The 13,057-nt window shown below is 71.0% G+C and carries 11 protein-coding genes; 6 read left to right on the top strand and 5 right to left on the bottom strand.

The features are described from left to right. Window positions 1-12 precede the first annotated feature (12 nt). Window positions 13-1,230, top strand: coding sequence for a CoA transferase (locus AU194_RS23705; protein WP_059091707.1), 1,218 nt, complete (start codon window positions 13-15; stop codon window positions 1,228-1,230). Next, the gene (locus tag AU194_RS31450) at window positions 1,227-2,033 is read left to right on the top strand and encodes an acyl-CoA thioesterase II (protein WP_082698817.1); all 807 of its coding nucleotides are present in this window, start codon (window positions 1,227-1,229) and stop codon (window positions 2,031-2,033) included. Before AU194_RS23705 ends, AU194_RS31450 begins: the two co-directional genes overlap by 4 nt. Here AU194_RS31450 and AU194_RS23700 read toward each other — a convergent pair. Genes AU194_RS23700 through AU194_RS23685 form a run of 4 tightly spaced genes read right to left on the bottom strand, consistent with a single transcriptional unit; the run spans window position 1,917 to window position 8,118 of the window. Continuing rightward, the gene (locus AU194_RS23700) at window positions 1,917-4,478 is read right to left on the bottom strand and encodes an AMP-binding protein (protein ID WP_059091706.1); all 2,562 of its coding nucleotides are present in this window, start codon (window positions 4,476-4,478) and stop codon (window positions 1,917-1,919) included. The genes AU194_RS31450 and AU194_RS23700 overlap by 117 nt on opposite strands. Further along, on the bottom strand, window positions 4,475-5,518 hold the full coding sequence (locus AU194_RS23695) for an ABC transporter ATP-binding protein (RefSeq protein ID WP_059091705.1): 1,044 nt from the start codon (window positions 5,516-5,518) through the stop codon (window positions 4,475-4,477). The genes AU194_RS23700 and AU194_RS23695 overlap by 4 nt, the downstream gene beginning before the upstream one ends. Then, complete coding sequence (locus AU194_RS23690; protein ID WP_059091704.1) at window positions 5,515-7,095, bottom strand: iron ABC transporter permease; 1,581 nt, start codon at window positions 7,093-7,095, stop codon at window positions 5,515-5,517. The genes AU194_RS23695 and AU194_RS23690 overlap by 4 nt, the downstream gene beginning before the upstream one ends. Beyond that, window positions 7,096-8,118 carry an iron ABC transporter substrate-binding protein gene (locus AU194_RS23685; protein WP_059091703.1) on the bottom strand — a complete coding sequence of 341 codons (1,023 nt, stop codon included), beginning with the start codon at window positions 8,116-8,118 and terminating at the stop codon, window positions 7,096-7,098. It lies immediately after the preceding gene. Window positions 8,119-8,487: 369 nt separating this feature from the next. On the opposite strand from AU194_RS23685, the gene AU194_RS23680 reads away from it, so the two are divergent. Beyond that, window positions 8,488-8,883, top strand: a complete 396-nt coding sequence (locus AU194_RS23680; protein ID WP_059091702.1) for a heme-binding protein — start codon at window positions 8,488-8,490, stop codon at window positions 8,881-8,883. 62 nt (window positions 8,884-8,945) lie between these two features. On the opposite strand, the gene AU194_RS23675 is transcribed toward AU194_RS23680, so the two are convergent. Continuing rightward, a complete protein-coding gene (locus AU194_RS23675; RefSeq protein ID WP_082698816.1) occupies window positions 8,946-9,782 on the bottom strand; it encodes a DUF1206 domain-containing protein in 837 nt (278 codons plus the stop codon). Between the two features lie 254 nt (window positions 9,783-10,036). On the opposite strand from AU194_RS23675, the gene AU194_RS23670 reads away from it, so the two are divergent. The 3 genes from AU194_RS23670 to dprA are packed head-to-tail and all read left to right on the top strand — an operon-like array spanning window position 10,037 to window position 13,049. After that, window positions 10,037-10,405, top strand: coding sequence for a YraN family protein (locus tag AU194_RS23670; protein WP_059091700.1), 369 nt, complete (start codon window positions 10,037-10,039; stop codon window positions 10,403-10,405). After that, complete coding sequence (locus tag AU194_RS23665) at window positions 10,405-11,916, top strand: YifB family Mg chelatase-like AAA ATPase (protein ID WP_059091699.1); 1,512 nt, start codon at window positions 10,405-10,407, stop codon at window positions 11,914-11,916. Before AU194_RS23670 ends, AU194_RS23665 begins: the two co-directional genes overlap by 1 nt. After that, on the top strand, window positions 11,913-13,049 hold the full coding sequence (dprA, locus tag AU194_RS23660; protein ID WP_059091698.1) for a DNA-processing protein DprA: 1,137 nt from the start codon (window positions 11,913-11,915) through the stop codon (window positions 13,047-13,049). Before AU194_RS23665 ends, dprA begins: the two co-directional genes overlap by 4 nt. Window positions 13,050-13,057 lie beyond the last annotated feature (8 nt).

The raw sequence follows: 13,057 nt of genomic DNA, 5'->3' as shown, positions 1-13,057 counted from the left end.
TAACTTGATCGGATGTCTGTATCGGGTCCGGTCCGGCCGCTCGCCGGAGTGCGCATCGTCGAGATCTCCAGCTTCGTCGCGGTGCCGCTGGCGGGGATGACGTTGACGCAGCTCGGCGCCGAGGTCATCCGCGTCGACCCCATCGGCGGGGCCGCCGACTACCGGCGCTGGCCGGTCACCGAGGCCGGGGACAGCATCTACTGGGCCGGGTTGAACAAGGGCAAGCGGTCGGTCGCGGTCGACATGCGCTCACCCGAGGGGCAGCAGCTGGTGACCCGGCTGATCGCCGACGCCGGTGTCCTGATCACCAATGTGGCGGGGCGGCAATGGCATTCCTATGACGCGCTGATCGAACACCGGCCCGACCTGATCCACGTCGAGGTGTCGGGCCGCGCCGACGGCGGCACCGGGGTGGACTACACCGTCAACGCCGCGACCGGTTTCCCGCTGGTGACCGGGCCCACCGAGATCGCCACCCCGGTCAACCACGTGCTGCCCGCCTGGGACGTCTCCTGCGGGCTCTACGCCGCCCTGGCCGTCGTCACCGCGCTGCGGCAGCGCGACACCACCGGTGCGGGCGCCAGGATCAGCATCCCGCTGGAGAACGTGGCACTGGCCACCGCGGGTAACCTCGCGTTCCTCACCGAGGCGATGGTGACCGGGGAAACCCGTCCGCGCGTGGGCAATTCGCTCTACGGCACCTATGGGCAGAACTTCCGCAGCCGCGACGGCGCGGCGTTCATGGTGGTGGCGCTGACGAACCGGCACTTCCGCGACCTCGCCGCGATGACCGGAACCACCGACGCCGTCGCCGCACTCGGCGAGGCGCTCGGCGCCGACTTCACCGACGAGGGGGAGCGCTACCGGCACCGTGACGCCTTGACCGGCCTGTTCACCGTCTGGTTCAGCGGACACACCGCCGACGAGGTGAGCGCCGCGCTGTCGGGAACCTCCGTGCTGTGGGAGCGCTACCGCAGCTTCGCCGAGATCGCCGCCGACGCCAGGGTCACCGCGAACCCGCTGTTCACCGAACTCGACCAACCCCGCATCGGCACGTATCTGGCACCCGGGCTGCCGATCGCCGTCGACGGCGTCTACCCGCCTGCGGTCCCCGCGCCGGCGCTCGGCGACGACACCGCCGCCGTCCTCGGCGAGTGGCTCGGCATGGACACCGCCGACATCGACCGGCTGACGCAGGCCGGCGCCGTCGCAACGGGTTCCGACGCGTGAGCCGGCTCCTCGACCTGCTCGACATGGCCGCGGGTGACCGCGCGGACACCTTCGTCGGGCGGGCGAGCGGCCCCGACGGCAAGCGCGCCTACGGTGGCCAGTTCGCCGCCCAGAGCCTCGCCGCCGCGGCGCGCACCGTCGGCGCCGACCGGCCGCCGGCGAACATGCATCTGCAGTTCCTGCGCGGCGGGGAGGCCGGCGACCCCGTCGACTACACCGTCACCGCGGTCTACGACGGGCGGACCACCGCGGCCCGCCGCGTCGACTCGCGCCAGGGAGAGCGGCTGCTGACCACCGCGACGGTGTCGTTCGCTGCGCCGATGCCCGGGCCCGAACACGGCCACCGGTCGCCGTCCGGTGGTCCGGACCGACTCGAGCGCACCGGGCCGCCGGGACCGGCGCCGTCGTTGCCGCTCGACGAACTCGACATCCGCATCGCCGACACCGGCGCGGGGGAGCACTTCGTGCGGCGCCTGTGGTGGCGCGCCACCGTCGCGCTGCCCGACGACGCGCTGGTGCACACGCTGATCGCGGTCTACGTCACCGACCTGTACATGATCGACCCCGCCCTGCAGGTGCACGGACACTCGATGCGGGCGCGGACCCACCGCAGCGGTACCACCGACTCGTCGGTGTGGTTCCACCAGCCCGTGCGCGCCGACGAGTGGAATCTGCTGGAGTCCTCGTCACCGGCCGCCGCCCGCGGCCGCGGCGTCATCACCGCGAGCCTGGTGCGTGCCGACGGGGCCGTCGCGGCGACCCTGGTCCAGGAGGGGCTCATCGCGGAGCGGGAACCGCGCTGACACCCGCTCCCGCAACCGCCGCCGCAGCAGCGTCATCGCCTGGGTGAGCGCCACTCCCACGACGAGCGAGGCCGCGACCCCCACCCCGGGGTGCCCCTCGAAGAGCGCGTACACCTGGAAGTGCGTCAGGTAGGTGTAGAGCGACGCCTCGGCGACCACCCCCGCCACCACCGTGAGACCCGCCGGGCAGCGCAGCGCGGGCAGCCAGATCAGCAGCAGGAAACCCGCCAGCACCAACGCCTCTCGGTTGCCGTTGGCGAAGTAGCCGTGCAGGCCCACCGCGACCACGACCGTCACCGCGACCCGCTGCCACGTCGTGGAGGACTTCGCCGCGGCCCACCCCGCCGCGAAGAACCAGAACGTCAGCATCGTGAACCAGGCGTCGCGGCCGAAGTCGAGGCCGAGGACGTCGTAGCGCAGCGCCAGCCCGATTGCCAGGAACAGCGCGGCGAAGGCGAACGGCCGCCGCCGCTCGGCGCGGTCGACCGCGGGGACGGCGATGAGCGCGGCCAGCGCCACCAGCGTCCACACCAGCACTTCGACGAACCACAACCGGCCCGCGGTCATACTGTCGTCCGGACCGAGGAACTTGTTGCCCAGCACCAGGTTCGAGAGGTGATAGTCGTCGGTCACCAGCAACGCGAACGCCACCCACACCACCGCCGGAACCGCGATCCACCCGATCGTGGTGCGCAGGTGGCGCACTCGGTCGGTGCGGGCGGCCGGCGTCAGGCAGAACCTGCCGAAGTTGTAGCCGGCGATCCCGAGCAGCACGTGCGCGCCGCCCCACAACTCGTACAGTTCCGCATGCGATCCGACGATCAGCACGATCGCGATGGCGCGCAGCGCGACGCTGGTCTCCAGCGTGGCCGTCCAGCGCCTGCGCCTGGGCGCCGCGCGGGCCTGCAGATCGCGCAACGGGATCCGCTGCCAGTCCGCGGGCAGCGTGCCCAGGGCGCGTTCCAGCCGGACCGACATCGCGACGTAGGTCAGCGAATTCCCGCCGAGGTCGACGAAACTGGCGTCGGGGTCGATGCGGTCCCGGTCGAGGTGCAGCACCTCGGCGACCGCCGCCGTCAGATCCGGCACGGGGGGTTCGGTGTCGATGCCGGCGGCCAGTGCGCGCACGGCGGGGTAGTCGGGTTTGCCGGTCGGCAGCATCGGCAGTGCGGGCACCGCGACCGCCTGCACCGCGCTCGTCGGGACGCCCGCGGCCTCGGCGGCCAACTGCGCGACCTCCTCAGGACGGTGCGGTTCGGCGGCGGCGACGACCAGCTTGTCGTCGACGTCGGTGCACAGTGCGTCCACGCCGTGGCCGCGCAGCGTGGACTCGAGCCGTTGCAGATCGATGCGCAGGCCGTACATCTTGACGAACCGGCTGCTGCGGCCGATCACCTCGTACAGGCCGTCGGGTCGGCGGCGGGCGATGTCGCCGGTGTGCAGTGCGTCGAGTTCGGGGCCCCGGGACAGGTCGGCGGGACCGTACGCGTACCCCATCATCACGTTGGGTCCGCGGTAGACGAGTTCACCCGCGGCGTCGTCGGCCGGCCAGCCGTCCAGCGGTTCGATCGCGAACGACCCGCCGGGGATGGGGATTCCGATGCAGCCGGGGTGCTCGGCAGCGAGCTCCGGCGGCAGATACGCCATGCGGGCGGTGGCCTCGGTGGCGCCATACATGACGAACAGCTGCCAGCCGCGCGCGGCGCCGAGGTCGGCGTAGCGGCGCACCCGCTCGGGCGGCAACCGGCCGCCGGCCTGGGTCACGTAGCGCAGATGCGGCAGTTCCATGGCGTCGAAGCCGACGTGGTCGAGCAGTTCGAACGTGTACGGCACCCCGGCGAACGAGGTGCCGCGGTGCTGGCGGAACAACGCCCAGAACTCGTCGTCGACGACCGAGCGTTCGGTGAGGATCAGGGTGGCGCCGCGCAGTAGATGGGAGTGCACGACCGAGAGTCCGTAGCAGTACGACATCGGCAATGTCGTTGCGGCGCGGTCATTTTCGTCGATGCCGAGGTAGTCCGCGATCGCGGCCGCGTTGCTGAGGAGGTTGTGCCGGGACAGCCGCACCGACTTCGGGGCGCCGGTGCTGCCCGAGGTCGACAGCAGCAGCGCCAGGTCGTCGTGCAGGTCGTGCACGCTGCCGTCGCGGCGGATGTGCGGTCCGTCGGCGTCAACGACGACGTCGGGGTCGTAGATGGTCACCAGGTCGGTGTGGTCGCGCCCGGCGGGGACGGGCAGCACCACGTGGTTCGCGGCGAGCGCCCCGAGGTAGTGCACGAGAGTCGCGATGTCGTTGCGGGTTTCGAGCAGCACCAGTCGCCGGGTGGCGCCGAAGTCGGTGGCTGCGACCAGGTCGGCGAGTTCGCGGTAGGACAGCCGGCGCGTCTCGGTGAGGACCGCGGGATGCTCGCCGGGGGACCGGAGGTGGTCGACGAGTGTGCTCATGGCAGGACCGATCCGCGGCCGACGACCTCGATGTGGACCTTGGCGTCGACCGGCGGGGGTGCGAGGCTGTGCTGGCGTACGACGATCGGGGCGGTGTCGCCGCCCGGGTCGATCGTGAGCAGCACGTCGTGGCCGAGGAACTCGACGGCGAGCACGGTCGCGACCCCGTCGAGCCGTTCGCTGTCGGAAACCGGTGTGGCGGTGAGTTGTTCGGGCCGCAGCAGCAGGGTGGCCGCACCGTCGGGCGCTGTGACGGGGATACGGCCCAGCGCGCAGTCGGCGACCTCCGCCGTCACGGTGCACGGCAGCATGATGCAGTCGCCGAGGAATTCGGCGGTGAACCGGTCCACCGGATACCGGTAGACGTCTTCGGGCGCGCCGACCTGGGTGAAGCGTCCGTCGCGCATGACCGCGACCTGGTCGGCGACCGACAGCGCCTCCTCCTGGTCGTGGGTGACCAGCAGCGTGGTCACCCCGGCCCGCGCGAGCAGTCCGGCGACGGCCTTGCGGGTGGCCGCCCGCAACCCGGTGTCCAGCGCGCTGAACGGTTCGTCGAGCAGCATCAGGTCGGGTTCGCGGGCGAGTGCGCGGGCCAACGCGACGCGCTGCTGCTGTCCGCCGGACAGTTCATGCGGACGCCGGGTGGCGAAACCGGCGTCGAGCGAGACGGTTTCGAGCAGTTGCGCCACCCGCGCGCGCACCGCGGCGCTGCGCGCGGCGCCGGGCAGCCCGTAGGCGATGTTCTGGCCGACCGTCATGTGCGGGAAGAGCGCCCCGTCCTGCGCGACGTACCCGACGCTGCGCCGGTGCGGCGGCACCGGCCTGCCCGCACCGGCCACCCGCCGCCCGCAGATCGCGATGGTGCCCGCGTCGGGGGTCTCGAAACCGGCGATGAGCCGCAGCAGCGTGGTCTTACCGCATCCGGACGCCCCGACGATCGCGGTGAGGCCGCCGGCGGTCAGGTCCAGGTCGATGTGGTCGAGCACCGTGGTGCCGCCGAAGGATTTGGCCAGACCGCGGGCCTCGAGGACGGCGGTCACCGGGCGACCGCCTTGGTGGACTGCCGCAGCAGGATCAGCGTCACCGGGATGGCGAGCAGGACCAGTGTCAGCGCGTACGGTGCGGCGGCGGCGTAGTCGAGTTCGCTTGCGTACGACCAGAACAACATCGACAGGGTGCGGGTGCCGGTGGGGGCCAGCAGCAGCGTCGCGGTCAGTTCGGTCGCCACGGCGACGAACACCATCGCCGCGCCCGCGGCCGCGGCGGGTGCGGTCAGGCGCAACGTGACCCGCAGGAACGTCACCGTCGGTGAGCGGCCCAGCGACCGGGACGCCTCCTCGAGGCCGGGCGGCACCTGCGCGAGGCCGGCGCGCACGTTGACCAGAGCGCGCGGCATGAAGAGCAGGACGTAGGCGGCCACGATCAGCGCCACGCTCTGATAGAGCGGGCGCATGGTGTGGATGGTGACCGTGACCAGCGCGAGCGCGGTGACGATGCCGGGCAGCGAACTGGTCACGTAGTTGGCGCCTTCCACCGCGCGGGCCAGCAGGCCGCTGGAGCGCACGGCGACCCAGGCGACCGGGAACGCCAGCACCGTTGTCAGCGCGGCGGCGGCCGCGGCCAACGCCACGGTCTGCCCGAGCGCCGTACCGAGGTCGTCGAGCGCCCACACCTGCGCCCCGCCGATCCACAACCACCGCACGATCGTCGCGCTCGGTACGCCGAGCGCGAGCACCGCCAGACCGGCGAGCGCGGCCTGTGCGGGAATTCTGTACCTGCCCAGGCGAATCGGGGTCATCGCGCGCTGCGCGCCCGAACCGACCCTCGCATAGCGCGCCTTCCCGCGCGCGGCGGCCTCGGCGAGGAGCAGTAGCAGGCACAGCAGCACCAGGACACCGGCGAGCATGCTGCCCGCGGCACCGTCGAACGTCACCTGGAACTGCTGGAAGATCGCGACGGTGAAGGTGTCGAACCGCACCATCGCGAACGCGCCGAACTCGGCGAGCAGATGCACCCCGATGAGCAGCCCGCCGCCGAGGATCGCCAACCTCAACTGCGGCAAGACGACGCGGACGAAGACCGCGGGCGTATGCGATCCCAGTGTGCGGGCCGACTCCTCGACGGCGGGGTCGAGCCGGCGCAGCGTCGCGGCCACCGGCAGGTACATGAACGGGAAGTACGACAGCGTGGTCACCAGCACCGCCGCCCACAAGCCGTGCAGGGACGGGATCACCCCGACCCAGGCGTAGCTGTTGACGAACGCGGGCACCGCCAGCGGGGCGACGAACACCGGACGCCACAGGGCGCGTCCGGGCAGGTCGGTGCGCTCCACCAACCATGCGACGCCGACGCCGAGCACGACGCACAGCGGAACGGTGACCGCGACCAGGGCGACGGTGTTGATCAGCAGTTCGCCTACGCGCGGCCGCACGACGAGTTCGTAGGCCCTATCCCACCCGACCGAGATCGCGCCCCACACCACATATCCCAGCGGGATCATGGTGGCGGCGACGAGCACCGCCACCGTCCCGGACACCAACGGACCCGGCCGGGTCGTCGCCTCCGACCGCGGTATCGGTGTCGCGGTGGCTGGAGCGGGCGGGGCGGTGGCGACCACCTACAGCAAGCCAGCCTTCGTCATCAGGTCGGTCACCTTCTGGGCGTCGAGCGTCGACGGGTCGACCGGCGGCGCCTGCAGCGAATCCAACGGCGGCAGCGCGGGATTGGCGGGCACGCCGCTGGCGACCGGGTACTCGAACGACGTGCCCTTCTCGAGCACCTCCTGACCGGCCCTACCGGTGACGAACGTGAGGAACTGCTGGGCCTGGTCGATCTTGTCGCTGGAGGCGAGCACGCCGCCGCCGGAGAGGCTGACGAAGGCGCCCGGGTCCTCGTTCTTGAAGTAGTGCAGCGCGGTGTTGCCGCTCATCTCCTTGGTCTTCGACTGATCGCGGAACCAGTAGTAGTGATAGATCACGCCGCCGTCGACCTCACCGGCGTTGACGGCCTTGAGCGTGGCGATGTTGTCGTTGTAGAGCGTCGCGTTGGCCTTCATCCCGGCGAGCCACTGCGCGGTGGCGGGTTCACCCTTCAGCTGCAGCAGCGCCGCGACGATCGCCTGGAAATCGGCCTTCGCAGGCGGTGCGCCCCAGCGGCCCTTCCACTCGGGCTGCTGTAGGTCGAGCAGCGACTTCGGCAGCTGTTCGGGGCGCAGCCGGGACGGGTTGTAGACGAACACCGTGCTGCGGGCCGCGACGCCGGTCCACTTGCCGGTGGCCGGACGGTACTGTGCGGGCACCTGGTCGATGGTGGCCTGCGCCAGATCGGCGAACAGCCCGGCGCGTTCGACGGCGGCCATGGCGGGGGAGTTCTCGGTGAGGAAGACGTCGGCGGGGGACTCGGCGCCCTCGGCGACGAGTTGGTTGCCGAGCTCGGTGTCACCGCCCTGGCGGTAGGTGACCTTGATGCCGGTCTCCTTGGTGAACGCGTCGATCCACTCCTTGGTCAGCGATTCGTGCTGAGCGTTGTAGATCAGCAGTTCGTCGTCGTCACCGGATCCCGAGCAGGCGGTGATCGATACGAGCACCGCGCAGACGGCGGCGATCGCGCTCCAGCGGGTGCCTCTCCGACGTGGTCGCATTCAGGAATCCTTTCCGCGCCACGGGCGCCATCTGAGGCTTACCTAAGGGAAGATACCCTCCGCTAACCTCTGTCCGAACCGGGTCGGGAATCCCTCTTTACGTATCGAGCAGAGCTAAGTAGCTGTCACGATGCGATCACGATTTCTTGAGGGCTGCTTGCGCCGTCCTTATCTCTCGGCGCGCGCTCTTATCCTCCGCTCAAGAATCGGCGCGGGTTCGAGACGGAGATCACGGCCTTTCTTGTAACGTTTTTCTGAGGGTGAACAGGGCGTTCCCGCGTCCGTTCCGGGGCAGTTGCGCGCCGCGTACGTTGTCTTGGGGTCGCGGGGAATGCGACCGCTCCCTACCTGAGACGAGGAAAATCCGACATGACGATGTCCACGAAGACTGCGCGCCGAGGCATTGCCGGTGCGTTTGCCGCCGCCGCGCTCGGCGGTGTTGCCGCCGCAACCATCGCACTGCCGTCCGCGGCTGCGCAGCCCGCGGTGTGCAATGCCGGCGGGTTCGCCACAACCGCGGGCGGGGTGCTCAGCGCCGCCGGGGGCTACCTGAGCACGCACCCGGGCGCCAACGACGTGTTGACCCGGGCGGCGTCGCAGCCGGCCGGTGAGGGCGAGGCGTCGGTGCGCGCGTACTTCACCGCCCATCCGAACGAGTTCCTCGACCTCCGCAACATCGCCCGGCCGCTGATCGATCAGCGCAACCAGTGCGGTGTGACGGTGCAGCCGGGCCAGCTGGCCATGCTGTTCGACGCGCTCGCCTGATGAACGCCGAACCGCCGCCGCAGCGATGCTGCGGCGGCGGTTCGGTGACTCGGTTCGGGGCGTTACAGGCGGCCGTACCGGCTGCGCACGAAGCTGTAGGCGCCGAACGCGGCGATGCCGATCGCGGCGATGATCAACAGGAACTTGCCGAAGGGCGCCTGACCGAGGGTCTTGACCGCGGCATCGAGACCTGAGGCCTTGGCGGGATCGGCCTGCAGCGTCGCGACGATCACCAGGATGCCCGCACCGGCGAGCACCAGCCCCTTGGCGACGTAGCCGGCGATGCCGACGGCGTTGATGCCCGTGCCGCCCGACACCCGCAGGTCCTTGAGGAACTTCTTGGTCGCGCCCTTGTAGACGTGGTAGCCGCCGACGGCGATGACGCCGAGGCCGACGACGATGAGCAGCAGCTTGCCCCACCCGTGCTGCATGAGTTGGGCCGACATCCCGGAGTTCTGCTGACCGCTGGACTGCCCGCCGCCGGTGGCGAACTGCATGGCGGAGAACGCGATTGCGAAGTTGGCGATGGCGAGGCCGACCGCTTTGGCGCGCTTCCAGGCGGGGGAATCCTCACCGGCTGTGCGTTCGCCGGGTTTGGCGCCGATGACGGCCTCGGCAAGCCGCCACAGTCCGAGCGCGAACAGGCCGATGGTGGCGATCCACAGCACGACCTTGCCGCCGGTCTGGTTCGCGAGTGTCGCGAGCGCGCCGGACTGGTCTGCGTTCCCGCCGCCGCCGAGGGCGATCTGCAGGATGATGTAGCCGACCAGCAGATGAAGGACACCGCTGGCGGCGAACCCCGCCCGCGCGGCGTATTCGAAGGCGTTGCTGTCGGTGGCCCGGTGCACGGCACCGTGCATGGTGGAGTGGGTCCCGCCGTAGCCGGGTCGGGCGCTCATGGACATGGAAACCTCCTGCGTCGGTGCACGGTTGGTGAGGGGTCCCCCTTTTTGACGAGCGTGAAACTCTGCGGTGCTGCCTGGGGGTCCCTTCCGTCACATCTGCACCACGAAGCGGGAGGGATGTCGTCGTCAGATGTGATGTCGCCGGCGATATCGGGGTCGCCGCTGGCCGCCTGTGGATGAATTCGCCGCTGGGGATAACTGGCCGTTGTGACGGCCGCGGTGTCGGTGGGCTTGCGCAGCCTTGCGGCATGACTTCATGGACACGTGCGCAGATCGGCGCGCTGGGGGAGGACCTCGCCGTCGAGCATTTGCGATCTCTGGGAATGCAAGTACTCGAACGCAATTGGCGCTGCCGCTACGGCGAACTCGATGTTATCGCCACCGACCCCGCCACGCGGGCGCTGGTGTTCGTCGAGGTCAAGACCCGCACCACCGACCAGTTCGGCGGAGTGGCCGAGGCGGTGACGCCACAAAAGCTGCGCCGGCTGCGGCGACTGGCCGGCCTCTGGCTGGCCGGTCACGACGAGCACTGGCCTGCGGTGCGCATCGACGTCATCGGCGTGCGGATCGGCCGTCGGGCCACCCCGGAGATCTCCCACCTGACGGGGGTGGCGTGATGGCGCTGGGCAAGGCCTTCTCGGTCGCGGTACTCGGCCTCGACGGGGTGATCGTCGAGATCGAGGCCCACATCACCTCGGGGTTGCCCGGCGTGCATCTGGTCGGGCTGCCCGATACGGCGCTGCAGGAGTCCCGCGACCGGGTGCGTGCCGCGATCCTCAACTGCGAGAAAGACTGGCCGATGACGCGGCTCACGCTCGCGCTGTCGCCCGCCACCCTGCCGAAGGTCGGATCGGTGTACGACCTGGCGCTCGCCTCCGCGGTGCTGTCCGCACAAGGCAAGAAGGAGTGGTACCGGCTCGAGAAGACCGTCCTGCTGGGTGAATTGGCGCTCGACGGTCGCGTCCGCCCGGTCAAGGGCGTGCTTCCCGCGGTGGTCGCGGCCAAACGGGACGGCTGGCCGACGGTGGTGGTGCCATGCGACAACCTCGCTGAGGCCAGCCTGGTCGACGGCATCGAGGTCTTCGGCGTGCGCACCCTCGGACAGCTGTACGACTGGCTGTCGGGGAAGGAGGATCTCGAACCGCGGGTCAGCGCGCCGCCGGCCGCGGCCCCCGAGTGCGCCGACCTCGCCGACGTCGTCGGCCAGACGGCGGCGCGCTACGCCGTCGAAGTCGCCGCTGCAGGCGCCCACCACCTCATGCTGACCGGGCCGCCCGGTGTCGGCAAGACGATGCTGGCGCAACGACTTCCGGGGCTGTTGCCGCCGCTGTCCGAGCAGGAGTCCCTGGAGGTGACGGCGATCCACTCGGTGGCCGGGCTGCTGACCGGGGCCACCCCGCTGATCACGCGTCCACCATTCGTCGCACCGCACCACACGTCCAGCGTCGCCGCCCTCGTCGGCGGAGGGTCGGGGATCGCGCGCCCCGGGGCGGTCAGCTGTGCGCACCGCGGCGTGCTCTTCCTCGACGAGTGCGCCGAGCTGGGGGTCAGCGCGCTGGAGGCGTTGCGAACCCCGTTGGAGGACGGGGAGATCCGGTTGGCGCGGCGCAACGGCGTCGCCCGCTACCCGGCCCGCTTCCAACTGGTGCTTGCCGCCAACCCGTGCCCGTGTGCCCCACCCGATCCCAAGGACTGCATCTGTCCCGGCGGCGCCAAGCGTCGGTATCTCGGGAAGCTGTCGGGTCCGCTGCTCGACAGGGTGGACCTGCGGGTGGAGTTGCAGCCGGTACGGGCCGGTGCGTTCGCGCCCGAGGCGGGCGAGCCCACCGCCGTGGTGCGCGAACGCGTCGCGGCCGCGCGCGCGGCGGCCGAGGAGCGGTGGCGGCCCTACGGCATCCGGACCAACGCCGAGATCAGTGGCCCCCTGCTGCGCAGACGGTTTCGCCTCCCGGCCGAGACCATGGCGCCGCTGCACACCGCGGTGCAGCGCGGACTGGTGAGCATCCGCGGCGTCGACCGGTCGCTACGGGTGGCGTGGACGCTGGCCGATCTGGCCGGACGGACATCGCCGATCAAGGACGACGTCGCCATGGCGTTGAGTTTCCGACCCACCGAGGGGGGACGATGAGCACCGACGTCGAACGCGCGTGGGCGTACCTGTCGCGGGTCGCCGAACCCCCGTGCCCGGAACTGGCTGATCTGGTGGCCACCGTCGGCCCGGTGGAGGCGGCGGACAAAGTCCGCCGCGCCGACTTGGACAACGATCGGCTCAAACAGCGGACCGAGGCGCGCCGTGAACACGCCTGTGCGCAAGCCGATCTCGGCGTCCTGGCACGTCTGGGTGGACGGTTGATCACCGAGTCCGACGACGAGTGGCCGCTGCTGAACTTCATGGCGTTCGACCGCATCGAGCACAACAAGCGGCCGCAGGGCCATGCGCCGCTGGTGTTGTGGGCGGTGGGCGATGTCCGGCTCGACGAGGTGGCCCACCGGTCGGCGGCCATCGTCGGCACCAGGGCCGCCACCGCGTACGGCGAACACGTGGCGGCGGATCTCGCCGCGGGGTTGGCGATGCATGACGTCGCCGTGGTCTCCGGCGGGGCGTTCGGGATCGACGGCGCCGCGCACCGGGCGACGCTGGCCAGTGACGGGGTGACGGTGGCGGTGGTCGCCGGTGGCCTCGACGTGCCGTATCCGGCGGGGCACGCGGGGCTGCTGCGCCGGATCGCCGAGGAGGGGTTGGTGCTCAGCGAGTATCCGCCCGGGTCGCGGCCGACGCGCAACCGGTTCCTCACCCGCAATCGGCTCGTGGCGGCGCTGTCGGGGGCCACCGTGGTGGTGGAGGCCGGCGCCCGCAGCGGTGCGGCCAACACCGCGGCGTGGGCGGAGGCGCTCGGCCAGTCCGTCTGCGTCGTGCCCGGTCCGGTGACGTCGGGCGCGTCGGTCGGGTGCCATCGGCTGTTGCGGCGCGGGCAGGGGGCGACCCTGGTCACGTGCGCCGAGGAGGTGATCGAGATGGTCGGCCGAATCGGGGAGTTGGCGCCGGAAGAGCAGGGGCCGTCGTCACCGCTGGACGGGCTCAGCGACACCGAGCGGCGGGTCTACGACGCCCTGCCCAAACGCGGGGCGCGCAGCGCCGATGAGGTGGCGTTCGCCGCGGGAATACCCGCCCACCAGGTCATCGGGCCGTTGGCGATGCTGGAGGTGGCAGGCTTGGTGGTCCATGAGGCGGGCCGGTGGAAGGTCGGGGGCAGACGGTAGGTCCCTGC

It is taken from the genome of Mycobacterium sp. GA-2829 (assembly GCF_001499965.1).
Classification (GTDB): Bacteria; Actinomycetota; Actinomycetes; order Mycobacteriales; family Mycobacteriaceae; genus Mycobacterium.
Note: the sequence above shows the minus strand (reverse complement) of the source record. Positions and strands in the feature narration are given on the sequence as shown.

Excerpts from the sequence above, each read along its gene's own strand:
- AU194_RS23680 (WP_059091702.1), top strand. The coding sequence starts at position 8,488 with ATGACGATGTCCACGAAGACTGCGCGCCGAGGCATTGCCGGTGCGTTT.
- AU194_RS23665 (WP_059091699.1), top strand. The coding sequence starts at position 10,405 with ATGGCGCTGGGCAAGGCCTTCTCGGTCGCGGTACTCGGCCTCGACGGG.
- AU194_RS23700 (WP_059091706.1), bottom strand. The coding sequence starts at position 4,478 with ATGAGCACACTCGTCGACCACCTCCGGTCCCCCGGCGAGCATCCCGCG.
- AU194_RS23685 (WP_059091703.1), bottom strand. The coding sequence starts at position 8,118 with ATGCGACCACGTCGGAGAGGCACCCGCTGGAGCGCGATCGCCGCCGTC.
- AU194_RS23705 (WP_059091707.1), top strand. The coding sequence starts at position 13 with ATGTCTGTATCGGGTCCGGTCCGGCCGCTCGCCGGAGTGCGCATCGTC.
- AU194_RS23670 (WP_059091700.1), top strand. The coding sequence starts at position 10,037 with ATGACTTCATGGACACGTGCGCAGATCGGCGCGCTGGGGGAGGACCTC.
- dprA (WP_059091698.1), top strand. The coding sequence starts at position 11,913 with ATGAGCACCGACGTCGAACGCGCGTGGGCGTACCTGTCGCGGGTCGCC.
- AU194_RS23675 (WP_082698816.1), bottom strand. The coding sequence starts at position 9,782 with ATGAGCGCCCGACCCGGCTACGGCGGGACCCACTCCACCATGCACGGT.